The organism is Bacillus infantis (genome assembly GCF_008180445.1).
Classification (GTDB): Bacteria; Bacillota; Bacilli; order Bacillales; family Cytobacillaceae; genus Bacillus_AB; species Bacillus_AB infantis_B.
The window spans coordinates 40,400-63,427 of the sequence record NZ_VTER01000007.1 but is presented as its reverse complement, the minus strand read 5'-3'; the positions used below and the strand labels follow the sequence as shown (position 1 = coordinate 63,427).

Here is a 23,028-nt window from a genome sequence, read left to right as displayed (position 1 = left end):
TTTCTTTAAAAAAAGGTGATAAAGGGTGCTCCCTATTATCACCTTTACAGACATTAAGCAGTTGTTACTTCTTCCCCTTGCTTAGCTTCAAGGATAGCATCAGCCATTTTACCTGTCAGAAGCTTAACAGCGCGGATAGCATCATCGTTTGCAGGGATTACAACATCGATTTCGTCCGGATCGCAGTTTGTATCAACGATGCCGACGATAGGGATGTTCAGCTTGTGAGCTTCTGCAACCGCAATGCGCTCTTTGCGAGGGTCAATGATGAATAGAGCGTCTGGAAGAGTCTTCATATCTTTAATTCCGCCAAGGAATTTTTCAAGACGTTCTTGTTCTTTTCTTAACTGTACAACTTCTTTCTTAGGAAGCACTTCGAAAGTTCCGTCTTCAGACATTCTTTCGATGTCCTTCAAGCGAGTGATACGCTTCTGGATTGTTTCAAAGTTAGTTAAAGTTCCGCCTAACCAGCGCTGGTTTACAAAGTACATACCAGAACGGAGAGCTTCTTCCTTAACAGAATCCTGAGCTTGCTTCTTTGTACCAACGAAAAGGATTGTTCCGCCGTTACCAGCAAGTTCTTTCACGTAGTTATAAGCTTCTTCTACTTTCTTGACCGTCTTCTGAAGGTCGATGATGTAGATGCCGTTACGCTCAGTGAAGATATATTTCTTCATCTTAGGGTTCCAGCGGCGAGTCTGGTGACCGAAGTGTACACCAGCTTCAAGCAGCTGTTTCATTGAAATTACTGACATGTTAGTTCCTCCTAATGGTTTGTTTTCCTCCGCCCATATCATCTTCAGTCAAAAACTGTACAAAACAGCACCAATTGCCTGAATCCATAGGCGTGTGTATTAACACCATGAGTAAATATAGCACAAGTGACTTTTACAATCAAGTTATTCCTGCCGATTTTGGCGAAATTTCAACAATAATGATATTTCAGTTTTTCCCCTGCCAAGTTTCCTGGCTATCTCCTCTTCGGCAAAGCCCTGCTCCTGCATGGTTCGGGCCTGTTCCAGGATGGATCCGTCTTCCTGTCCGCCTTCTTCAGGTTCTGCCCTGCTCCGGGAGGCTTCTCCAAGCTCGACAATATCCTCTGGGAAAAGCATATCCCGCTCCGGCATCGGCTCCTTCTTTTGGGTGTACGCCTGGACAGCCTTCTTCTGCATCGCGGACCCTTTTCTCAGATTGGGTGCGGGAGGGCCTTTCACTCTGCCCGCACCGGCATCTGCAGCTTGGGCAGCCGCAGTCCCATCGGTTTCAGAATGCACATCCCCTGCAGGCTGAGAGCTTTTTTGAATGTTCCTCAAAAGTTTTTCGTTATCTTCTTTTATTTCCACTATGAAAGCGGCTATGCTGTCTTCCACTTCCCTGAAAGACTGCCCCTGCCTTTTCTCCATTTCAAAAAGGCGATTTTGGCGCATATACAATAGTGCTACTGCAAAAATGAGAATCAGATTGATAATCAAACTGACTGCCAGCAGAAAAATGGTCATTGAATCCCTCTATCTTCTATAATCAATTGATGTTCCTTTGTAGGGGTGAACCTCTTTTACGATTTCATCCTTTTCTTCCTTTTCCTTTTCAGGCATCGATCCGCCGCTGTTTGGGCTGCGTTCCTTCTGCCAGCCGGCCTGAAGCCGGGAATGCTTCTTCACGACAGACTTCCTGTCCTTCTCCTCCTGCTTCTGCACAGCCCTTGCCGCCTGGTCGTTCATCATTTGGCCTCTCTGCTGCAGCTGCTCCTGGATCTTCGATGCATCCTGCATCCTTGGAAGGGCAACCTGCATTTCAATCAGCTTCAAACTCATATCGGACACTTCCCTTCAGATCGCTCCTGCTGTTATCAGCAGGGCATGAAACCTTCGGGCCAAGCCATTTACATGATCTTTTGAAGTGTATGCCTCAAGCTGAATATGGCTTTCGTATGGATCTGGGATATCCTTGAAGTGGACAGCCCCATCACCTGGCCAATCTCTGTCAGTGTCAGCTCTTCTTTGTAGAAAAGGCTGATGACCAATTGTTCTTTTTCATTCAGGCAGGAAACCGCATCGGCCATCTCTGACAGGAGTTCATCTTTTGCCACCTTCTCCTCCGGGACGACTGCGCGATGGTCTTTAAGGATATAGGTTGCTCCATCCTTCTCATCCTGATCCTGCGGCTGTTCATCCATTGACAGGACATTTGCGAAAAAATGCTCACTCATGACGGTCTGCACTTCATCTTCGTCGAGTTCCACTTCTTTCCCGATTTCAGCCGCCGTCGCCTTTCTCATTAAATGCTGCTCCAGCCTTTCCGCTGCAGCTTCGATCTTTTTTGCTTTTTCCCTTGTGCTCCTTGGAAGCCAGTCCTCTTTTCTCAGGCCATCTATAATCGATCCTCTGATCCGGAAGGAAGCGTACGTATCAAACTTCAGGTCCCTTGTGGGATCGAACTTTTCAAGCGCATCATACAACCCCATCAAGCCGAGGCTCCTCAGCTCATCCCTGGAAACATTTTTCGGGAGGCCGGCAGAGATTCTCTGAACATGATAGCTCACTAGAGGCATATATCTTTTTACAAGGGAATTGCCGGCCTCAGCATCACGGCTTTGCTGCCATAATGCCCAATATGCTTGTTCATCAGATGATTGTCCATGCATTCGTACGTATACCTCCTTAAGCGCAAGCCCGGTGTAGTATTTGTAAATTATATCAAAATTGCTTTCCTATTAATATTGCAGCTGTTGAAATTCTCAGATTCAGGAAACATTTCCTATATATCCGCAGTCAGCTCATCCCGCTTTTTCACTGTGCCAAAAGCGGAAAAAAATCAGCCCCATGCAAATGGCTGACTTTTTTCGGGAGATGGATTGTTTCCGGGGATGGTGCTATTTGAATTGTTTTCATGTTCGCGCAGGGCTGCCCTACAGCTCAGTGACCCCTTTGTTGACCGTTTTGATCTGCAGCATGGACGTCTTCGTGTTGAATTCTATTGTTCTGCCGCTGTTTCCTCCGACATCCTCTGCAATCAGCCTGATATGATGCATCTGCAGTGCTGTTTTGACTGCTTCCACATTTCTCGGCCCGATTCTCATAAGGTCGCTTCCTGAAGAAAATTGGAACATTTGCGCCCCTCCGGCAATCTTTGCCCTGAGAAATCCCGGACTTGCCCCATGCCGGGCCAACTGCCTTACGAGTTCTTCGATCGCTGTATCGGCGTACTTCAGCTTATTGATTGAACCGGCTCTCGCAAGGGAAGAATCAGGAAGCATGATATGTGCCATTCCCGCGAGGCCTGATGACTGGTCATATACCGCTGCTCCTACGCAGGAGCCAAGCCCCGAGGTGCGCAGTATGCCAGGCATTGATGCGATTTTCAAATCTGCTATGCCGACCTTGATGATGCTGGCAATTTCATTCATCGCCCGATACTCCCAAAGAGCTGAAAATCACTTCGAAGGAGCTGGGGTCCGGCAGCAGAAAGAAGTGCCCTTTTAATGTATGTGTGACAGCCGGCGCCACTTCAGTCAATGTTGTCTCGATGACAATTGCACTGTCGCTCACCTGGGAAAGCTCTATAAGGCCGAAGCTGATGATCGCTCCTGCCATATCGATTCCGAGTGCCGGCACTGAAGGATAGAGTGAAAGATTTGTAAAATCAGAGAGTGAGGACAAATAGGAGCCTGCCAGAATATTGCCCATTTCCTGCAGAGCTGACAGCCCTATTTCATCAAAAGGCGGTTCTGCCAGCTGAAATCTGTCATCAGCAGTCATCTGCCGGATGAAGGATTCTGCCTGCTCCACCGGAAGGATGAAGAACATGCTTCCAGGGGCATCGCCCTCGATTCTCAGAAAAACGCTGGCCACTACATTTTCCGGGCCCCCGGCCATTTCCATCATTTCATCAAATGAGACGATTTTAACGTTCGGGACTCTCATATCAATCTTTTTATCCAGCAGAGTCGACAGTGCGGTTGCTGCATGCCCTGCCCCGATATTGCCGATCTCCTTCAGCAGGTCCAGGTGCAAGGGTGAAATGCCGTGCAGGAAGCTGCCGGTCTGCTTACTCATGGCCTGCCAGCTTCAGTTCTCCGCCTTCCAGAATCTTTCCAAGATCTATAAGGATGAGCAGGCGTTTTTCCACTTTGACGACACCGCTTATGAACTCCGCCTCCTCGGCGCCGATCACATTCGGCGAAGGTTCAATAGAATCTTCTGATACGTCGATCACATCATTGGCCCCGTCAACCACGAGGCCGACTTCCATCTCATCCGCCGAGGCGATGATGACCCTTGTGCTGTCACTATACTCTTTCTGTTCAAGACCGAATCTTGTCCTCAGGTCAATGATCGGGGTAACCACGCCGCGCAGATTGATCACTCCTTTGACAGAGGAGGCTGCCCCGGGGACTCTTGTAATATGCTGTACTTTCTCGATTGATCTGACTTGAGAGACCGGTATCGCATATTCTTTATCTTTTAATAAGAAAATGATCAGTTTTAAATCTGCGGTCATTGTTTCACTCATTTCATACACTCCCTGAATTGGCAGTAGCTTTCATGCCAGTCTATTAATTTATTAAAGCATTGCAGTCAACAATCAATGCAACCTGCCCATCCCCAAGGATCGTAGCTCCGGAAATTGCAAAAATATCATTCAGATAGCCTCCGAGTGATTTAAGCACGATCTCCTGCTGTCCAATAAACGAGTCGACTACCAGTCCAGCCATCTTGTCCCCTTTGCGGACGATGACCACCGAATAATAACCATCTTCCTCCAAATGCACAGGAACATCGAACACATCCTTCAGGAACAGTAGCGGAACGACCTTGCCGCGGAAATCTATGACCTTCTGGTTGTGGGCATTCATGATATCCTCTTTTTTAATGATTGCCGTTTCGATAATAGACGAAAGAGGAATCGCATACTTTTCCTTCTGTACTTCAATCAGCATGACAGAAATGATAGAAAGCGTCAGCGGAAGCTGGATGGAGAAGGTTGAGCCTTTTCCTTCCTGGGAATCAATCGTGACTGTTCCGCCTAATGATTCAATGGTGCTTTTCACTACATCAAGGCCTACGCCCCTGCCTGAAACATCCGAGATTTTGTCTGCAGTGGAAAAACCGGATGCAAAAATGAGCTCATACACCTGTTTGTCAGTCAATGCAGCGCCTGCCTGCTCCGTTATGATGCCATTTTTCACAGCTTTTTGCAGGACTTTATCACGGTTTATGCCAGCTCCGTCATCGATCAGCTCAATGAAGACATGGTTGCCGCTGTGGTACGCTTTCAGAACGACTGTCCCTTCTTCATTTTTCCCGTTCGCCTTCCGTACTTCCGGTGTTTCAACTCCGTGATCCAGTGCATTGCGGATCAAGTGCACTAAAGGATCGCCGATTTCATCTATAACCGTTCTGTCCAGTTCTGTTTCTGCACCTACAATTTCAAGATTGATTTTCTTGTTCAGGTCCCTGGCCAGCTGGCGGACCATCCTAGGGAAGCGGTTAAATACCGTTTCAACAGGCACCATCCTCATATTGAGAATAATATTCTGAAGGTCTCCTGAGATGCGGGACATTCTTTCAACGGTTTCGTGAAGCTCCTGGTTGTTGAGCTCTTTCGAAATCTGCTCAAGCCTCCCCCTGTCAATGACAAGCTCTTCAAACAGATTCATCAATATATCCAGACGCTCTATATTCACCCGGATTGTTTTGCTGCTTGCCTGTTTGGCCGGTGCACCATTCCTGCTTTCTTCTTTTGGTTCTTCCACAGGCTGGATGATGCCGGCTGCAGCAGCTGCAGGCGCCGGTTCTTCTTCAGCCGGATTGGCAGGCATCAGGTCGATATTTATGATTTCTGCCTTTTCAATTTCTGATACTTTCATGATCTTCGCCTGAATCTCTTCTTTTGGCTCCTTTGTAACCAGAGTGACCGTAAAGGCTGAATCAAATTGCTCTTCCTCCAGCACATCCACAGGAGGATTGGACTTAATGATTTCACCGGACTTCTCCAATACTTCAAACACCATAAATACTCTCGCAGCCTTCAGGAGGCAATCTTCCCTCAAAGAAATGGATATCTCGAAGACGTCAAAGCCCTGTTCCTTTGACTGGCTGAGCACAGTCCGTTCAAATTCATCATAATCACTTCTCAGCTCTGCAGGAACTTCTGCTTCTGCAATAGCCGCAGCCGCCGCTTCCTGCCGCGTTTCCATTACTGGGGTTTGGCCATTTTCTATCAGCTCCAGCTGCTTTACCGCCGTACTGACGTCGCGCTTTCCATCCCCTCCTTCTGAAATGGACAACACCATGGCTTCCAGATCGTCGACTGCCAGGAAAACGGTATCCAGGAGTTCTGGCGTAACGCCTATCTTTTGATTTCTGATAGCGTCTAGAACATTCTCCATCTGGTGGGTCAGGCGGGCCAGGTCTTCATAACCCATTGTGGCAGACATTCCTTTTAACGTATGGGCAGATCTGAATATTTCATTAATTATTTTCAAATCGGCAGGATTCTTTTCAAGTTCAAGCAGATGTTCATTAATCGCTTGCAGATGTTCCCTGCTTTCTTCAATGAATACTTCTAAATATTGGCTCATTTCCATGGCGCTTTCACCCCTCTGAATTAAACATAGCTCTTTATTTTTTCAGCAATTTCTTCTATATTCGCAACTTTATCGACCAGTCCGGTTTCTATTGCGGTCCTTGGCATTCCAAATACAATCGCTGAATCTTTTGATTCTGCAATAGCAGAAGCATTTCCTTTGCTCTTGATTGCCGATAGGCCTTTTGTCCCGTCCGAACCCATGCCAGTCAGGATCACAGCGATCTTATGGCAATTTTCAATCATGCTTGCCGACTCAAACAGTATATCTACTGATGGCCTGTGGCCATTGACCGGCGCAGCTTCACTTAAGACAGCCATCAAGCCGGCTTTCGTCTGCTGTACTGTCAGGTGAAGGCCGCCGGGCGCTATGTAAGCTGTCCCTTTTTTCAGCAATTCACCATGCTCGGCTTCTTTTACACAGAGTTCTGACAAGAGATCCAGCCTGTCAGCCAATGACTTGGTAAAGCCCGGAGGCATATGCTGGACAACAAGCACTGGTGCATCCAGGGTCCCTGGAAGCTTGGAGAACACCTTTTGAAGCGCTCTCGGCCCGCCGGTTGAGGTACCTATGCACACAAGCTTGTCTGCTGCAGGCAGGCTGCCTGGCTTGAGGGACGGTCCGAAAGTCTCTGGTTCTATTTTACTATAATTTTCGTATAGCTTAATAGTATTTTTTCCATATAAAGGCTTGTCTGCCAGTTTGGCAGCTGATATCCGGCTTGCTGCAATGACCTTCTCTGCAAGCTCCTGTTTAATTTTGAACAAGTCCAGTGAAATAGAACCTGAAGGCTTTGAGATAAAATCGGCAGCTCCGAGCTGGATGCTGTTCATTGTCTTTTCTGCGCCTTCTTTGGTGGCACTGGCCAGCATGACGACAGGAAGGGGATGAACTTCCATGATTCTCTTTAATGCATCAAGCCCATTAAGCTTCGGCATTTCCACATCCATGGTAACAACATCCGGCTTCAGTTCCTCAATCTTCCTTAAAGCATCTTCGCCATCTTTAGCGGTTCCGCATATATTGATTTGTTCATTCTCAGAGAGGAAGTCAGAGATGAGCTTTCTCATGAAAGCAGAGTCATCCACTACGAGTACATTGATCTTGCCCATTTAGCTCCGCCCCTTTTCAAAAAGCAATTGCTTAAGCCGCGACATAAAGGGAACCTTCCCGTCCGCCTGCTGCTTTCCGTTCTGCTGCAGGAAAAAATCAGCAATGTCCAGAGTGGCCCTTGAAGCAGCCGAGCTTCTTTTATAAAGCAGATAAGGGGTCTGCTTCCTGACAGCCTGCTGAACGCTGCGGTCATCAGGAACAGCGCCAAGCCTTGTGACCTTTTTTCCCAGGAAGCTTTCCATTACATTTGAAATCCTGTTAAACGCCGAGGCTGCTTCTTTCTCTGTTTCTGCTTTATTGACGACTATACTAACCGGCATCTTATTGTCCCTGAGATGGATGAACTTCAAAGCAGCATAAGCATCGGTCAAAGAAGTCGGCTCAGGGGTTGTCACTGCTATCAGTTCATTCACGGATAAAATAAAATGAAGAGATTGGGTGCTGATTCCCGCACCCATATCCAGAATGATATATTCATATTTAGAAAACAGCTCCGAGAACTCCCGGAAAAATTGGCCAAGCACCGGTGCTGAGATCTCGGCCAGCTGAGAAAGGCCTGTCCCCCCTGCTATGTAATGGAGTCCATGAGGTCCCACTGAAATGATTTTCTCGAGTGAAGCATTGCCTGCAAAATAATCTGCAGCCGAATAAGGAGAAGCTAGGCCCAGCAGGACATCTATATTTCCCATTCCGATATCAAGATCCAGCAGCAGAACATCATGCCCTTTTTCCTGGAGCGAAAGGGAGAAGTTCAGGGAAAAATTCGATTTCCCTACTCCTCCTTTCCCGCTTATTACAGCGATAGTCTTTGCTGAAGCCTTATCTTCCCCGTTCCTCAGTTTCCTTCTAAGCTGTTCTGCCTGGTCATTCATATTTTGATTCTCCCATTATCGCCCCGGCTATTGTTTTCGGGCCGGCGGGCACAAGATCATCCGGGACATTTTGGCCGGTAGTCAGATAGGCTGCCCCTTTTCCTGTTTTATCAATTATGTTGAGCAGGGGTCCAAAAGTCGACGTTTCATCTGCCTTTGTGAATATGAACCTGTTGATGTCCACCACAGAAAATTGTTTGATTGTTTCTTCCATATCCCTTTGCTTGGATGTTAACGATAGGACCAGATAGGTCAGGCTGCTTTCTGCCTCAAGCAGGCTTTTAAGCTCCTGGACATATTTCGGGTTGCGGAAATTGCGTCCGGCTGTATCAATCAAAATGACCTCAAAGTCCTTGAAAGTGTCCACTGCAGCCTTGAAATCTTCCTCTGTATAGCATACTTCCATAGGCACATCGAGAATATCTGCATAAGTTTTCAGCTGGTCGATGGCAGCGATCCTATACGTGTCTGTAGTGATGAAGGCCGTTTTTTTCTTTTGCTTTATCACACATTCAGCGGCTATTTTAGCCAGAGTAGTCGTTTTTCCAACGCCTGTGGGTCCGACAAAGTTAATGATTTTGTGATCAAACGCAATCCCGCCGTATTGGGCTGACTCGAGCTTTGCCGTCAAAAGTTCCCTCAGCCATCCATTAACCTTGTTAAAATCAGGTTCTAAGTCAGATTTATACCATTTTACCAAAAGCTTTTCCATAAGCTCTTCAATGATTGAAGGTTCCACTTCCTGTCCTGCCAGCTCTTCCTGTACTTTTTTGAGCGGAAGCGGCAGGGAAGATCGTGCTTTAAAGCTCCCTCCGGCAGAGGACTGCTGCATTAAACGCTTAAGGTCCCGGATTTCCGCTGCCAGTTCTTCCGAAGAAGGTCCCCCTGCTTTTGGAAAAAATTCAGCTGCCTTTACAGGCGGAGGCTCGATCACTTTTTCTTTTAATACTTCCTTAGGCTGGTTGGGCTCGGGATCTATTGCTGCAATGACTTCTATATTCCTTTTCTTGAAGAACCCTAAGAATCCGTTTGTCTGCACCATTTTGGAATTCAGAATGACTGCATCGCTGCCAAGCTCTTCGCGGATGATTTTCATTGCTTCAGGCATTGAAGGTGCCGTGAATTTTTTTACTTTCAATCGATGTTCACCACCCCTACACTTTGTACTTCTACATTTGCTTCCAATTCATTATAGGAAAGAATCGGAACGAGCGGGAAATACCGTTCTGTCAATTGTCTCACATACATCCTTACTGCCGGCGAGCAAAGAACGATAGGCGACTGGTCCATGATTGAAAGCTGCTCCACCTGGGAAGCGATCGATTCCAGGATGCTTTGTGAAACAGCCGGATCCATTGAAAGATAATTCCCATGCTCAGTCTGCTGGATGCCTTCTGCTATCAGCTTTTCGATTTTCCCTGACAACGTCACAACTTTCAGAGAATCGCCCTGTGCGGAATATTGGTTGGTGATCTGGCGGGCCAGCGCCTGCCTTACATATTCAGTGAGCAGATCTGTATCGGATGTCACTTTGCCAAAATCAGCCAGCGTTTCAAAGATGATCGGCAGGTTGCGGATAGAGACATTCTCCTTAAGCAGCTTTGCCAGTACCTTTTGTACTTCGCCCACTGACAATGGATTTGGCGTGACTTCATCTGCAAGGATCGGGTAGCTTTCCTTCAGATGGTCAATCAGCTGCTTTGTCTCCTGCCTTCCAAGCAGATCATAGGCGTTCGATTTGATGATTTCAGTGATATGGGTAGAGACGACCGAAGGCGGATCCACTACCGTGTAGCCGAAAATTTCTGCCTGCTCTTTCGTTTCCTCTGTTATCCATTTGGCCGGGAGCCCAAAGGAAGGCTCGACCGTATCAATCCCGTCGATGCTGTCATCTTCAATCCCGGGGCTCATGGCCAGATAGTGGTCAAGCAGCAGCTCACCGCGGGCCATTTCATTTCCTTTAATCTTCAGCCTGTATTCATTCGGCTGCAGCTGGATATTATCCCTGATTCTCACCACAGGAATGACCAGCCCCAGTTCAATTGCAAGCTGCCTCCGGATCATCACGATCCTGTCAAGAAGATCTCCGCCCTGATTGGCGTCTGCAAGCGGGATAAGCCCATAGCCAAACTCAAACTCAATGGGATCGACATTCAGAAGGCTGACCACACTTTCCGGACTCTTCATTTCATCTGTTTCCAGCTCTTCCTCTATCTCCTGAAGCTGCTCTTTATCAGGCTCCTTCACCCTCGATAGCATAAATCCGCCAAAAACAAACAATCCGGCAATCGGGAAAGTAAGGATATTGCTGATAGGCGTAAACAGTCCAAGCAGGAAGATCGTCGCTCCGGTTACATACAGCATCTTTGGGTATGCGAGTATCTGTGAAGTAATATCCTTGCCCAGGTTCCCTTCAGATGCTGCCCGGGTCACGACAATTCCTGTCGCGGTTGAAATAAGCAATGCAGGGATCTGGCTGACGATCCCGTCACCTACTGTCAGCAGCGAATAGCGGCTGGCCGCATCAGCGAAGCCGAGTCCCTGCTGCATCATGCCAATGACAATCCCGAATATAAGGTTGATCAGGACAATGATGATCCCGGCAATGCTGTCCCCTTTTACAAATTTGCTCGCACCATCCATCGAGCCGTAGAAATCAGCTTCCCGGCTGACCTTTTCCCGTCTTTCCCTTGCTTCATGCTCAGAAATCATCCCCGCATTCAGATCAGCATCGATGCTCATCTGTTTTCCTGGCATTGCATCTAGCGTAAATCTTGCCGCAACCTCTGAAACACGCTCAGAACCTTTCGTTATAACAATAAATTGGATAATAATCAGGATAAGGAAAACAACCATCCCTACTATTACATTTCCGCCGACAACGAATGTACCGAACGTCTCAACGACACCGCCTGCTTCACCTTTTGATAAAATAGACCGGGTCGTGGATACATTCAGTCCAAGCCTGAATAATGTCAGCAGCAGCAGGAGCGATGGAAAAATGGAAAACTGCAGCGGTTCATTCATATTCATGGATATCAGCAAAACGAGAAGCGCCAGTGATATATTCATGATGATCAGGATGCTTAACAGCCACGATGGAAACGGTATGATAAGCATGGCCACAATCAGGATGACACTGACGACAACCGATAAATCTCTACCAGACATAATCTCTCTCCTAACAGAAATGCGTAAGGCACTAGGTTCGATGGAACACAGACGAAGGACGCCGCTCTAATCGGCAGCGTCATCACGGCCGGATTGTGCAGGCCTCTTCGCTGCTGCTTACATTTTGTTCTTGGTGCGGTATACATACGCAAGGATTTCCGCAACCGTTTTAAAAAACTCCTCAGGTATGGTGCTGCCGATTTCGGTCTGGCTGTACAGGGCCCTTGCCAGCGGCCTGTTCTCCACCGTAATTACCTCATTTTCTTTGGCTATATATTTGATTTTCTGTGCGACATAATCTGCGCCCTTTGCCACCACATACGGTGCATCCTGCTTTTCCTCGTCATACTTCAGGGCAATGGCAAAATGGGTAGGATTGGTGATGACCACATCGGCGTTCGGCACTTCCTGCATCATGCGGCTCATCGCCATTTCTCTTTGCTTCTGCTTGATCTTTGACTTGATCAAAGGATCGCCTTCAATGTTTTTATATTCATCTTTTATGTCCTGCTTGGACATCCGGATGTTTTTCTCGAAATCATACTTCTGATAGAGATAATCCAAAACAGATAAAAAGAGAAGCGCAGCTGATGCAAATAAGCCCATCTGCACTGTAAGACTGGCCAAAATGATCAGTGCCGCCCCCGGGGATTTCTGTGAAAGCATCAGGATTTCGTCAATCCGCATCCATAAAACGACAAATGTGACCGCACCGACAAATCCGATCTTTAAGACCGACTTCAGCAGCTCCACTATGGCCCTCATGGAAAAAATTCTTTTAAATCCTTTAATAGGATCGATTTTTTCCAGCTTAAACTGAATGGCTTCGGTTGAAAATAAAAATCCAACCTGCATATAATTGGCCGCTGCCCCGGCAATCATGGCAATCAGCATGACCGGTCCCAGAAACAGAGCCAATTCCTTCATGACTGCAAGGAAAATGGCCTGCACATTGCTCTCGGTCAGTTCCATGAGCATAAATTCCTGAAAAGAGTGAGTCAGCAAATACATGATGATATTTTTTAAATATCCCCCTGCAAAAAGGAGAAACAGGAATACAGCCAGCAGGACCAATGCTGTATTGACATCCTGGCTTTTGGCAACCTGCCCTTTTTTACGGGAGTCCTGACGCTTCTTCGGGGTGGCCTTTTCTGTCTTCTCCCCGCTGAAAAACTGTAAATCAAGCCTGATCCTATTCATCCGGACGCTCCCCCTATCAGATCCATCAGGCCTTTCATTGTACTGGCCATCACGCCGAAAAGCTGTGAAACCACATAAAGCAGGACACTCATAACAGCGACAAGAACAATGAAGCTGACACCGATTTTTAGCGGAATTCCAACTACAAACACATTCAGCTGGGGAACGGTCCTTGCTACAATCCCGAGTGCCACATCCACCAGGAACAGACACCCGACCACCGGCACAGACATCTGGAATGCCGATATGAACATCGAATTAAAGGCCCGCAGCATATATTCAGCCATCCCTTCATCCCCGAACGGGATCCACGGCTGGTCGAGAGGTATGGCCTGATAGCTGTAGAAAATACCATCAATGAGCAGGTGATGCCCATTGACCATCAGGAGGAAAAACAGAGATATCGTGTATAAATACTGGCCCATGAGCGGGCTTTGCGCACCTGTTTGCGGATCGATTACATTGGCGATGGCAAAACCCATCTGAAAGTCGATCAAACCGCCTGCTATTTGAATGGCTGAAAGGATTAAATATGATATAAAGCCTATGACAAGTCCAACCAGTGCTTCTTTCATAATCAGCAGATAATAGGCACCATTAATCTCAAATGCCGGGGCATCCGCCGCATAAAAGATGATCCAGGCCAGAAAAAAGCCCAAGCCAATTTTATGGGTATTAGGGATTGAACGGTAAGAAAAAAGCGGCATCAGCAGAAAGAAAGAAGTCACTCTTACAAATATCAGTAAAAAAGCAGGAAACGCCGGAAGTAAATCTAGCATGTCATCATCCTACAAATCTAGTCAGATTTGAAAATATTTCATTTGTATAAGAAAGCATATGGCTGAGCATCCACGGGCCGAAGAAAACCACACCGAGAAGGACAGCAACGATTTTTGGCACAAATGCCAAGGTCTGTTCCTGGATCTGGGTGGTCGCCTGAAAGATGCTGACAATCAGCCCCACGACAAGCGCAAGCACCAAAAGCGGCCCGCTGATATATAAAACACTCATAATCCCTTGCTCTGCGATCGATATAACTGTTTCGGGACTCATTCATTCACCTGCTTAAAAACTTTGTAGTAAAGATTTGACCACGAGATACCATCCGTCCACAAGAACGAACAGCAAAATTTTAAACGGAAGCGATATCATGACCGGCGGAAGCATCATCATCCCCATGGACATAAGCACACTGGCCACTATCATATCAATCACAAGGAAAGGGATAAAAATCATAAATCCAATCTGGAAAGCGGTTTTGATCTCACTGATGGCAAATGCCGGAACAAGCGCTGTCAGCGGAATATCCTGTATGGATTCCGGCGTTTCGGCACCGGAATATTCCAGGAACAATGCTAAATCCTTCTGCCTTGTATGGGCGCTCATAAAGTCCTTGAAAGGGACAGAAGCTTTTTCGTACGCCTGTTCAAGATTGATTTCATCATTAAAAAGCGGAGTCAGCGCCTGTTCATTGACCTCCTGGAAGGTAGGTGCCATGATGAAGAATGTCAAAAATAGCGAGAGGCCTACAAGCACCTGGTTGGGTGGCATTTGCTGGGTAGCAAGCGCCGTTCTGACAAAAGAAAGAACAATGATGATCCTGGTGAAACATGTCATTAAAATCAAAATGCTTGGCGCCAGCGATAAAACCGTCAGCAGCAGGAGCATTTTTACGGAAGTGGATACATTATCAGGGGAGCTCGCATTGAAAAATTCCATAAATTCATTCATTGATCTTTTGGCCCCTTCTGCTCCATTTCCTGGTGAATTTTCCTGCGCTCTCTGCTCAGCTCTTCCAGCTGTCCTTTTAAGACAGACTGAAAATCGCCATTGCTGCCTTCAGAGGATTTTGTTTTAGCCGCGTTTGCCTTTCTGGCTGCCTTTGCTCTTTGAATCACTTTTGTCACAATATCGCTTGGCTGAACAAGCTGTTCCATTTTGTTGTTATAATCATTGATGATCTGATGATATTCTTCTTCATCTTCTATTTCTTTTAACAGCTGTATATTATCACCCACACCCACTACAAGGAGCTGCCTGCCCACTTTGATGATCTGAATGCTTTTGCTGGCTCCGAGCGAGGTGCCGCCGAGGTTTTCGACAAGCTGGGAAGATTTATAGGTCCGGCTTTTTTTGTTGATGAATTTCAGAAGAAAGTACAGCAGGCCAATGACAAATGCTGTAGCAAAAATCATCTTGGCTATATCCCAGCTGTTAATTCCAACTCCGCCTGATCCTTCTTCCTTTGCAGCCGAGCCGGCTCCCTTTGCAGGCTCTGCGCAATCTCCCGCATTCTGCTCAAAACAGTCTTTGACGCTGTTATTCAGCTGCTCTGCATGGGCCACAGATTGAAGGCCCGGCAAAGCAGCTGCAGCAAGAAACAGGGTTATGAGCAATTGTTTAACTATTTGCAACATGATGCACCCTCTATTTTTAAAATTGCGTTTAGCCTAAGGTTTTTGAGATAGCTTCCAAAACCCTGTCAGCCTGGAAAGGCTTAACGATAAAATCCTTTGCGCCGGCCTGGATGGCATCGATGACCATCGCCTGCTGACCCATGGCCGAACACATGATGACCTTTGCAGAAGGATTAAGCTTTTTGATTTCTTTCAGTGCAGTGATGCCATCCATCTCCGGCATCGTGATGTCCATTGTCACCAGGTCAGGCTGTGTTTCTTTGTATTTTTCTACAGCCTGGGCCCCATCCGCTGCCTCGCCGACAACGTCATAGCCATTCTTGGACAGGATGTCCTTAATCATCATTCGCATGAATGCCGCATCGTCCACTATCAAAATCTTCTGTGCCATAATACTTAACCCCCATAATAGTTATCTTAAATTTTTGATCCTGTCGCTCTGGCTGATGATATCTGTAACCCTGACACCAAAATTCTCTTCAATAACAACCACTTCACCTTTTGCAATCAGGCGGCTGTTGACAAGAATGTCCACCGGTTCTCCTGCAAGCTTGTCCAGTTCAATGATAGATCCCGCGGAAAGCTCAAGTATATCTTTGACAGAACGCTTAGTCCTGCCCAGCTCTACTGTTACCTGCAAAGGGATATCCAGGAGCATATTCAGATTCTTTGTTTCAGACTCCTGAAGCTGCTGGGGCTCAAAGTTTGAAAATACAGCAGGCTGAACCTGCGGCGGCTGTCCGCCTGGATATTGGGCTCCAAGATGCTGGGGAGCCGCCTGGGCAGCCGGACGCTGCGTTTGTGTTTCCATACCGGAGTATTGCGCAGTTCCCTGTCCATAGCCGGTAGGGGCTGCTGCCATATCCGGCACTGGTTCTGCCGGCTGTTGCTGGAATGCCGGCTCCTGTGCCTGCACAGGGTCAGGCTTGCTCAAATCGGCAGCCGGGTTTTCAGCCTGCGCGCCCGGATTCATAAGCTCTTCAACTAGCCTTTTCGCAAATTCCAGCGGGACCACCTGCATGATGCTTGAATCAATCAGATCCCCAATTTTCAGCCTGAACGATACCTTCACAAGCATATCGTCATCCGGGATCCTATCTGTACCTTCCCCTTGCTGCACATCCAGAAAGTCAATGGATGGCGGTGAAATATCTACCCGTTTGCTGAAGATGGTGGACATGGAAGTTGCAGCGGAACCCATCATCTGGTTCATTGCTTCCTGCACGGCGCTCAGCTGGATTTCGCCAAGCAGATCTGCGGGGTTCATCCCGTCTCCGCCCAGCATGAGATCTGCAATGATTGCAGCGTCTGATTGTTTAATGACAAGCAGATTGCTTCCTGAGAATCCTTCTGTATAGCTGACCTGGATGGCCACATACGGGTGCGGAAACTCCTCTTGAAGCTTTCTTTTTAATATGACAGAAACAGTCGGGGTTGTTATTTCAACCTTTTGATTCAAAAGTGTAGATAAAGCAGTGGCAGAACTGCCAAAAGAGATATTCCCGATTTCACCAAGCGCATCCTGTTCCATCATGGATAGGTAATCTTCAACTGAAAAAATATCGTCTTCCTCTGTGTCGTCGGTTCCTCTTAAAAGGGCATCTATTTCATCTTGCGAGAGCATATCGTCACTCATCATCGCTGTCTCCCCCCTTCAATGTATCAAGTATTTGAATAGCCAGCTTTTTATTCGCCTTACCGGGCTGTCCTGTAAATTTAGGGATATCCCCGATTTTGATCGTCAGCGGACGGTCAATCGCCTGATTCAGCTCAATGACATCCCCGAGATCAAGCATAAGGAAATCCTGGATGGAAATGTCGGCAGAACCCAGTTCTGCTGAAACCGGCACCTGTGCCTTCTGTATGCTGTCCTCAAGCCTGCCGAGCTCCTCTGGCTCCCTTTCCTTTTTCTCTGTCTGCATCCAGTAATGGACAGAAAGTTTGGGAATGATCGGTTCAAGCACAACATGGGGTATGCAGATATTAATCATCCCGCTTGTTTCGCCGATCATGGTGTTCAGCGATATGACGACAACCGTTTCATTTGGGGAGACCATCTGCAGGAATTGCGGATTGATCTCGAATTCGGCAAGGAAAGGGTCGATTTCTGTAATCGTGCTCCATGCCTCCCTCAAATGCTCAAATGCCCGTTCAAAAGTATTGGACATGATCTTTGTCTCGATTTCTGTCAATGTATCGACTTTATTGATGCTCGAACCCCTGCCGCCCATCATCCGGTCCATCATCGCATAGGCAATATTAGGATTGACCTCCATCAGGATCCTTCCATCGAGCGGGGGCACCTCGAATACATTCAATATTGTCATTTTCGGAATCGATCTGATAAATTCCTCATATGGTATCTGGTCGGCAGAAGCCACCGAGATCTGGACATAGGTCCTTAATTGCGCTGAGAAGAAGGTCGTCAATAGACGGGCAAAATTTTCGTGTATCCTGGTCAGGCTACGAACCTGGTCTTTTGAAAACCGGAGTGCCCTCTTAAAATCATATACTTTCACTTTCTTCTCAGACTGTTCTTTCTTTAATTCATCTGCATCCATTTCCCCTGTTGATATAGCGGAAAGCAGTGCATCGATTTCATTTTGCGATAAAACCTCACCAGACATGAACCCTCACCTCCATCTTCGTAATCTGCCGAGGAAAATCCGGATTATTGGAGGAGAGACTCAGTGATATAGACACTCTCTACTTTTCCGTTTTGCATCAGGCTGTTGATTTTTGATTTAAGGTCCTCCTGCAGGCTGATTTTGCCTTCTTTGCCCTGCAGGTCTTCCGCCTTCTTCTCTGAAAGCTCCTGGATGATAATATTCTTGACCTGGAAATCCCTCTTCTCAAGCTCTTCCTTCGCTTTTTTGCTGTCAGTCTCAACCTTGAAGGAGATTCGGATAAAATCATCGCTGGCCAAATTCGTTGTAATCTGGTTAATGTCCACAGATGCTTCCAGCACTTCTTCAATTGAAGGCTCTTTCTCCTCTGCACCGTCTGTATATTTCATGACAACGACCAATGCCACCGCACCAACCAGAGTGATAGCTATGAGCAAAAACAGCATGATCATTAAGAGTTTATTATTCTTCATTTTCCATTCCCTCCAGCTGTTTGTGCCCAAGCAATCCGATAGACTGATAGAACCCGATAATCTTCCTTTTCACCGAGTCCTCATCATCCTTCACCACATACTTTCTTCCATTGGCCAGTGTAATGGTCGTGTCTGGAAAAGATTCGACCGTTTCAATATAAACAGCATTAATTGTAAATGTCTTTCCATTCAGCCTTGTAACAGTAATCATTGTAAGCGCCAGGACCGAAGGAAGCCTCCAGCCCTGTCCCTCCTCAGCTTAACGTTTTAAATTTACCAGTTCCTGCAGGATTTCGTCGGAAGTTGTGATGATGCGGGTATTCGCCTGGAATCCGCGCTGAGCCACAATCATTTCAGTGAATTCCTCAGAAAGGTCTACATTGGACATTTCGAGGGAACCTGATACGAGTGATCCGGCTCCAGAAGTACCAGGTAAAACATTTTGCGCTGGTCCTGAGTTGGCAGTAGACTTATAAAGGTTATTCCCTACTTTTTCAAGCCCTCCATTATTTGAGAACCTTGCAATTCCGATGGTAGGTCCAGTTGTTGCCGTTCCGCCTTGAACATAAGAGATGCTGCCGTCTGCTCCTATGCTAAGATTTTCAATTTGACTGATATTAGCAATCGTAATCGCATTTCCTGGTGTCGTGCTATCAAGAATTTTTTCTCCTGAGGCTGTTACAAGATTGCCGGTGTTATCAAAATAAAAATTTCCGGCTCTTGTGTAAAAGGTATTAGTACCTTTTTGAACCTTAAAGTAACCATCACCTTGTATACCTATATCCAAAATTCTTCCTGTAGTCTGCAAACTACCTTGAGTATCAATGGTATCAATAGCAGACATTTGAGATCCCAATCCCACTTGCTTTGGATTGATTCCACCTACTCCGTTACCTGCCCCGGTCGCCCCCGAAACCGTCTGGCTCACCATATCCTTAAAAGTAACCCGTCCCTTTTTATATCCAAAGGTATTAACATTGGCAATATTATTGCCGATTACATCTAACTTTGTCTGGAAGTTTTTCATTCCGCTAATTCCTGAATACATTGAACGCAGCATTTTATCTGCTCCTTTCATGTTAAGTCTGCTTCAGTCAGTCGGCAGACTATGGCTTCCTCAATGAGGTCCGGCCTATTTAGTGTTAATCCATCAGTATCGTTCCGTCAATATTCGTAAAAATCTGGCTGTTTGCTTCCTTCCGTTCCATCGCCGTGATCACCGTGTTATTACGGACGCTTACTATCAATGCTGCTTCCGGAAGCAGCACGAGTGATTCAGCTATCCCCTTGCCTTTTGCTTCAGCTACCTTACTTTCAACCTGCTTCCAGCGGTCAGCGGTGATTTGTATATTCCTCTGCTGCAGCCTTTCATTGGCATGCCTGCTGATATTCAGCTTTGCTGGAATATTAATGGCATTCTGCAGATGATTTGAAAAAGAAGCAAGATGTGTATTTCTGTGTGCCTGCGGCTTTCTTGGAACTGCCGGATTTAATTGCGATTGAATTGGAAGATACACTTGCTTGCCCATCCAACCACTTCCTGTCTATTCGATTCCGGTAATTTGCGATGAGTTCACTGCTGTACCATTGCCAAGCTGGAAGAGCGTAGTTCCGCCTTTAAGGCTGACCGATTTAACAAAATCCTTTTGCTCAGCCCCATCTTCCCCAATAAAGGTTATCATTCTTCCAATCAGCATGCTCGCCTGCATAAGGCTGTTATCCTGGGATCCTCCCTTGACTTCGGAAATATTGGCTGGTCCCAGTTCTGTCCCATCTTCCAGGATAAAAACAGCATTGCCGTTCTTGAACTGGATGGAGGCAACTCTTCCTGCTCCTTCCTCGATCGAAGGCTGTGCATTCGGATCTTCTGATTCTGCGACTTTATGCCATTTGATTTCCTTGCCGGCAAATTCACTATAAGATATCAGAGAATCCTGTTCCTGCATTTGGACGAGCTTTTGTATGCTTGTGTTCATGTTTGTCATCTGCTCCAGAGATGAGAATGTTGCCATCTGGGCAATAAAATCTTTATCCTGCAAGGGGTTTGAAGGATCCTGGTTTTGCAGCTGAACCATCAATATCTTTAAGAAATCATCTTTGCCCAAAATATCTGACCCGGTTTTCCGTTCTTCCTTTTTATAGCTTGAAAGCATCAAAGACGAATCAATTGTATTTGCCATGCTACCACCTATGCTTCTGTATTTAATAGAATTTCTTCAAAAGATTCACCGGCCGATTCTTCATCTCTTCCAGCCTGCTGTTTTTGCCTGTCAGGCTGATTTTGCCCCTGCTGCTGTTGCTGGGCATCACGCTGCGGCATTCTCTCCTGCTGGCTCAGCTGCTGTGAAATTTCAATCCGTTCTACCTGGATATTCTGAGAGTGGAGTGCCTGTTTAAGTCCATTCACCTGGGAATCAAGCATTTCCTTAGCTGCACCTGTTGATGTAAGAATCCTGGCTGTAAGCTGGGAATCCTTTTGAATCAATTCAATCCGCAGCGAGCCTAGATTTTCGGGATTGAGACGCAGGAACATCCGCTGTACCCCGCCTGTTTTTGTGAGCTGGCTTTTTGCAAGGATAGATTCAAATTGTTCGATAAGCTGCTCAGTTGAGACCATTTTCCCCTGGTTAGGCTGCATCAGTGTCAGATGCTCAACTTTTGTCATCTGCGGCATCAGAGTGAACGAAGATGCACCAGCATCCAGCCTGGAGATGGTTTTTCCGCCTTCTGGCAATTGATATTTTCCTTCATTGCTCTTGGGCTGGCCCAGGTTTAAATCATTTGAAAGCTGGGTAAAAGTTTTCTGCAAATATTGAACCTTTTCTTTGCTTGCCGCTGACATGATAAAAGCGTCAAGTTTTTCAAGCAATTGCCTTGCTCCTTTGGCGAGCGGCTGTTCTCCAGCAAAGTCGGCATTTTTTTGAAGAAGGTCGTATAACTTTACAATTTTGGCTGCATCCATAAATTCTTTGGATAATGCGCCGGGTGACTTATTTTCCGCGAGAGCTGTCACTTGAGCCAGGACGTTCATGATGGTTTCCATGAATTGCATTGTCTCTTCTTTTTCCGCTTCAGCAGTTTCAATACGAGGATCGGTTCCCTCTAATATTAACTCCACCCTATCTGTTAGCAAAACTTGCAACTGATCCAGTATGTCTGCCATCCTTTCGTCAGACAATCCAAGATAGCTCTGAATCTGTTCAAGCAGACCGGTATCTTCACCGCTCAAAAGCTGGTCGAGCAGCTGATGTCCGTCCTCCAGATCAAGCAGGGAATCAGCAGACATGAATTCAGCCAGTGACATGAGAGCCTCCTGATCCACTTCAGGAGATTTCCCGCTTGGGTCCTGCTGGATTTCTCCCTGGCCTGCCATTAGCATTGACATCATAGCTGTGAATCCCCGGCCTGACCCGGTTTTACCCGCATCAGCAGCTGCGGAACCTGCACTGACGATTGCCCCCAAACCTGTTAGCTGCATTCTTTTCACCCCCTTTCATATCACGCTTAGTCATTCTGAAGCTGACCGGCTGCTTTCATTTGTCAAAAGCTCTGTGAACTTTGCAGCATCTTCAGGCAGCATTTTTTCCATGATGCCCGCCAGCGTGTCAGGCTTTACATTCGTGAGGATCTGAAGGGCCTCATCATCATTCATCTGTGCAAGGATGGGCGCAGCATTTTTGGCTGACATCGTTTCATATGTTTTTACAATATCCTTGAACGCACGCTTGTTTTCCTCTTGTATAGCCAGGAGTTCGTCTATCTGATTCTGCAGCTGCTGTTTTTCCAGCTCATTTTCCTCAATTTCGCTGTCTTTTGATTCCAGCTGGGACTCCAGCCGCTCAATCTGTGCTTCTCTGTCCTCAATGGCTGCCCCAAGCTCGACGATCCTCTGATCAGATTCTTTATCAGCAGCTGACCGATCTTTATCGATCATCTCTGAGATACCAGGGATTTTGCTGCCCAGTTCCCTGCCTGCTTCAAATACATTGGTCCCATTTACTGTCAATACAATCAACGTAACTGCAATCGCAAAAAGGAGAGGAATCACAACCAATATAAAAAACATTTGAAACTTGCTGTATTTTTTTTCTGTCTCTTCTGCCGTTTTATTCATTGCCCCACCTGGCTTCCCCGATTGGCATACAGCTGAATCGAGATATCATCCATCTGCCTGTTTTCTTCCAGCTTCATAGATTCTGCAAAACGGACAATATCTTTCTCTTTCATCTTTTCGTACTTTTTCACTTCTATATTTTTTTCCGTTAATTTATCCTGATAATAATTCATCTGATTTCTCGCATTGAATACAACCTGCTGGTAGTGTTCGATCGTTTTTTCAAGGCTATGGATAAAATGCTGATAATGCCTGATTTCCTGGACCGGCAATCCGCTGGCCAGCTTGGAGAACTGGAACTCCTCCAGGTCTTCTTTCTTCTTAAGGAGCTCATAAAGCTTTCCTGCCGCTTCTTCAAACCTTCGGACAGATTGGTTATAGCTGTCCAAAGCTTCATCCTTTTCCCTTTCCCGTATCGACATTACCTTTTCAAATCTGTATTGATATTGCAT

The 23,028-nt window shown here is 46.5% G+C and carries 28 protein-coding genes; all 28 read right to left on the bottom strand.

The annotated features are described in order from the left end of the window. Nucleotides 1-53: 53 nt before the first annotated feature. Entirely contained in the window at nt 54-755 is a 702-nt protein-coding gene (rpsB, locus tag FZD51_RS14370) for a 30S ribosomal protein S2 (protein ID WP_009795872.1), read from the bottom strand. Nucleotides 756-899: 144 nt separating this feature from the next. Continuing rightward, nucleotides 900-1,499, bottom strand: coding sequence for a hypothetical protein (locus FZD51_RS14365; RefSeq protein ID WP_148975420.1), 600 nt, complete (start codon nt 1,497-1,499; stop codon nt 900-902). A gap of 9 nt (nt 1,500-1,508) precedes the next feature. Next, complete coding sequence (locus FZD51_RS14360) at nt 1,509-1,814, bottom strand: hypothetical protein (RefSeq protein WP_148975419.1); 306 nt, start codon at nt 1,812-1,814, stop codon at nt 1,509-1,511. 68 nt (nt 1,815-1,882) lie between these two features. Further along, nucleotides 1,883-2,644: a FliA/WhiG family RNA polymerase sigma factor gene (locus FZD51_RS14355; protein ID WP_148975418.1), complete on the bottom strand. Its 762-nt coding sequence runs from the start codon at nt 2,642-2,644 to the stop codon at nt 1,883-1,885. A 264-nt stretch (nt 2,645-2,908) separates the two neighbouring features. Beyond that, nucleotides 2,909-3,406: a chemotaxis protein CheD gene (locus FZD51_RS14350; protein ID WP_148975417.1), complete on the bottom strand. Its 498-nt coding sequence runs from the start codon at nt 3,404-3,406 to the stop codon at nt 2,909-2,911. Next, nucleotides 3,399-4,055 carry a chemotaxis protein CheC gene (locus tag FZD51_RS14345; RefSeq protein WP_148975416.1) on the bottom strand — a complete coding sequence of 219 codons (657 nt, stop codon included), beginning with the start codon at nt 4,053-4,055 and terminating at the stop codon, nt 3,399-3,401. The genes FZD51_RS14350 and FZD51_RS14345 overlap by 8 nt, the downstream gene beginning before the upstream one ends. Further along, nucleotides 4,048-4,512 (bottom strand): chemotaxis protein CheW, encoded by a 465-nt coding sequence (locus FZD51_RS14340; RefSeq protein WP_148975415.1) that lies wholly within the window; start codon nt 4,510-4,512, stop codon nt 4,048-4,050. Before FZD51_RS14340 ends, FZD51_RS14345 begins: the two co-directional genes overlap by 8 nt. A gap of 43 nt (nt 4,513-4,555) precedes the next feature. Next, nucleotides 4,556-6,589 carry a chemotaxis protein CheA gene (locus FZD51_RS14335; protein ID WP_148975414.1) on the bottom strand — a complete coding sequence of 678 codons (2,034 nt, stop codon included), beginning with the start codon at nt 6,587-6,589 and terminating at the stop codon, nt 4,556-4,558. A 20-nt stretch (nt 6,590-6,609) separates the two neighbouring features. Further along, nucleotides 6,610-7,701 carry a protein-glutamate methylesterase/protein-glutamine glutaminase gene (locus FZD51_RS14330; RefSeq protein ID WP_148975413.1) on the bottom strand — a complete coding sequence of 364 codons (1,092 nt, stop codon included), beginning with the start codon at nt 7,699-7,701 and terminating at the stop codon, nt 6,610-6,612. Next, entirely contained in the window at nt 7,702-8,574 is an 873-nt protein-coding gene (locus FZD51_RS14325) for a MinD/ParA family protein (RefSeq protein ID WP_148975412.1), read from the bottom strand. After that, nucleotides 8,567-9,712 carry a flagellar biosynthesis GTPase FlhF gene (gene flhF / locus FZD51_RS14320; protein WP_148975411.1) on the bottom strand — a complete coding sequence of 382 codons (1,146 nt, stop codon included), beginning with the start codon at nt 9,710-9,712 and terminating at the stop codon, nt 8,567-8,569. Before flhF ends, FZD51_RS14325 begins: the two co-directional genes overlap by 8 nt. Further along, nucleotides 9,709-11,745, bottom strand: a complete 2,037-nt coding sequence (gene flhA / locus FZD51_RS14315; RefSeq protein WP_148975410.1) for a flagellar biosynthesis protein FlhA — start codon at nt 11,743-11,745, stop codon at nt 9,709-9,711. The genes flhF and flhA overlap by 4 nt, the downstream gene beginning before the upstream one ends. Before the next feature lie 117 nt (nt 11,746-11,862). Continuing rightward, nucleotides 11,863-12,945 (bottom strand): flagellar biosynthesis protein FlhB, encoded by a 1,083-nt coding sequence (gene flhB / locus FZD51_RS14310; protein WP_009795885.1) that lies wholly within the window; start codon nt 12,943-12,945, stop codon nt 11,863-11,865. Continuing rightward, nucleotides 12,942-13,724 (bottom strand): flagellar biosynthetic protein FliR, encoded by a 783-nt coding sequence (gene fliR / locus FZD51_RS14305; RefSeq protein WP_148975409.1) that lies wholly within the window; start codon nt 13,722-13,724, stop codon nt 12,942-12,944. Before fliR ends, flhB begins: the two co-directional genes overlap by 4 nt. 4 nt (nt 13,725-13,728) lie before the next feature. Further along, a complete protein-coding gene (gene fliQ / locus FZD51_RS14300; protein ID WP_009795887.1) occupies nt 13,729-13,998 on the bottom strand; it encodes a flagellar biosynthesis protein FliQ in 270 nt (89 codons plus the stop codon). A gap of 12 nt (nt 13,999-14,010) precedes the next feature. Beyond that, entirely contained in the window at nt 14,011-14,676 is a 666-nt protein-coding gene (gene fliP / locus FZD51_RS14295; protein ID WP_009795888.1) for a flagellar type III secretion system pore protein FliP, read from the bottom strand. Then, complete coding sequence (locus tag FZD51_RS14290) at nt 14,673-15,362, bottom strand: flagellar biosynthetic protein FliO (protein ID WP_148975408.1); 690 nt, start codon at nt 15,360-15,362, stop codon at nt 14,673-14,675. Before FZD51_RS14290 ends, fliP begins: the two co-directional genes overlap by 4 nt. 28 nt (nt 15,363-15,390) lie before the next feature. Then, complete coding sequence (locus tag FZD51_RS14285; protein WP_009795890.1) at nt 15,391-15,753, bottom strand: response regulator; 363 nt, start codon at nt 15,751-15,753, stop codon at nt 15,391-15,393. 21 nt (nt 15,754-15,774) lie between these two features. After that, nucleotides 15,775-17,001 (bottom strand): flagellar motor switch phosphatase FliY, encoded by a 1,227-nt coding sequence (gene fliY, locus FZD51_RS14280; RefSeq protein ID WP_148975407.1) that lies wholly within the window; start codon nt 16,999-17,001, stop codon nt 15,775-15,777. Continuing rightward, complete coding sequence (fliM, locus tag FZD51_RS14275) at nt 16,991-17,989, bottom strand: flagellar motor switch protein FliM (protein WP_009795892.1); 999 nt, start codon at nt 17,987-17,989, stop codon at nt 16,991-16,993. Before fliM ends, fliY begins: the two co-directional genes overlap by 11 nt. Nucleotides 17,990-18,033: 44 nt before the next feature. Further along, complete coding sequence (fliL, locus tag FZD51_RS14270; protein ID WP_009795893.1) at nt 18,034-18,462, bottom strand: flagellar basal body-associated protein FliL; 429 nt, start codon at nt 18,460-18,462, stop codon at nt 18,034-18,036. Continuing rightward, nucleotides 18,452-18,673, bottom strand: a complete 222-nt coding sequence (locus FZD51_RS14265; RefSeq protein ID WP_009795894.1) for a flagellar FlbD family protein — start codon at nt 18,671-18,673, stop codon at nt 18,452-18,454. Before FZD51_RS14265 ends, fliL begins: the two co-directional genes overlap by 11 nt. A gap of 48 nt (nt 18,674-18,721) precedes the next feature. Continuing rightward, the gene (gene flgG, locus FZD51_RS14260; RefSeq protein ID WP_148975764.1) at nt 18,722-19,522 is read right to left on the bottom strand and encodes a flagellar basal body rod protein FlgG; all 801 of its coding nucleotides are present in this window, start codon (nt 19,520-19,522) and stop codon (nt 18,722-18,724) included. An 82-nt stretch (nt 19,523-19,604) separates the two neighbouring features. Further along, a complete protein-coding gene (locus FZD51_RS14255; protein WP_148975406.1) occupies nt 19,605-19,991 on the bottom strand; it encodes a TIGR02530 family flagellar biosynthesis protein in 387 nt (128 codons plus the stop codon). Nucleotides 19,992-20,006: 15 nt separating this feature from the next. Further along, entirely contained in the window at nt 20,007-20,642 is a 636-nt protein-coding gene (flgD, locus tag FZD51_RS14250) for a flagellar hook assembly protein FlgD (RefSeq protein WP_148975405.1), read from the bottom strand. An 8-nt stretch (nt 20,643-20,650) separates the two neighbouring features. Further along, nucleotides 20,651-21,940: a flagellar hook-length control protein FliK gene (locus tag FZD51_RS14245; protein WP_148975404.1), complete on the bottom strand. Its 1,290-nt coding sequence runs from the start codon at nt 21,938-21,940 to the stop codon at nt 20,651-20,653. Between the two features lie 30 nt (nt 21,941-21,970). Then, nucleotides 21,971-22,576: a MotE family protein gene (locus FZD51_RS14240; RefSeq protein WP_148975403.1), complete on the bottom strand. Its 606-nt coding sequence runs from the start codon at nt 22,574-22,576 to the stop codon at nt 21,971-21,973. After that, nucleotides 22,573-23,028: a flagellar export protein FliJ gene (gene fliJ / locus FZD51_RS14235; RefSeq protein ID WP_009795900.1), complete on the bottom strand. Its 456-nt coding sequence runs from the start codon at nt 23,026-23,028 to the stop codon at nt 22,573-22,575. The genes FZD51_RS14240 and fliJ overlap by 4 nt, the downstream gene beginning before the upstream one ends.